Genomic DNA, 571 nt, shown 5'->3' with positions numbered 1-571 from the left:
AGTGGGCGGAAATTCTCCTTCTGTTGAGGATTTAAAATTACCTAAAGGTTTAAGCTTCATGAGAGATAATATACTTGCTATAGCTTTAACTATGTCTATTATTTATATYATAGTTGCTATTGCTGCAGGAAGTGCTTATATAGAAAAAGAATTATCTAATGGTCAGAATTATTTAGTATTTGCTCTTATACAGGGTGTTACTTTTGCTGCTGGTGTTTCTGTTGTATTATCTGGTGTTAGAATGATATTAGGTGAAATTATTCCTGCTTTCAAAGGTATATCTGAAAAGATTGTTCCTAATGCTATACCTGCTTTGGATTGTCCTGTAGTATTCCCTTATGCTCCTAATGCTGTTTTAATAGGATTTATTACAAGCTTTATAGGCGGATTAGTTGGTTTAGCTATACTTGGTGCTGTAGGCGGCGTTTTAATTATACCTGGTGTTGTACCGCATTTCTTTGTTGGTGCTACTGCTGGTGTATTTGGTAATGCTACTGGCGGAAGAAGAGGCTGTATTATAGGTTCTTTCATTAATGGTCTTCTTCTTGCTTTCCTTCCTATTATATTACTT

General features: G+C 34.9%; 1 protein-coding gene. It reads left to right on the top strand.

Features of this window, described 5'->3' with window-relative positions; genetic code table 11:
• The coding region (locus tag GQX97_RS14255) for a PTS transporter subunit IIC (protein WP_304488847.1) at positions 1–571 on the top strand (571 nt) is incomplete at both ends.

This window comes from Brachyspira sp. SAP_772 (genome assembly GCF_009755885.1).
Classification (GTDB): Bacteria; Spirochaetota; Brachyspiria; order Brachyspirales; family Brachyspiraceae; genus Brachyspira.
The sequence above is the reverse complement of the archived record's forward strand: the minus strand, read 5'-3'. Positions and strand labels throughout refer to the sequence as shown.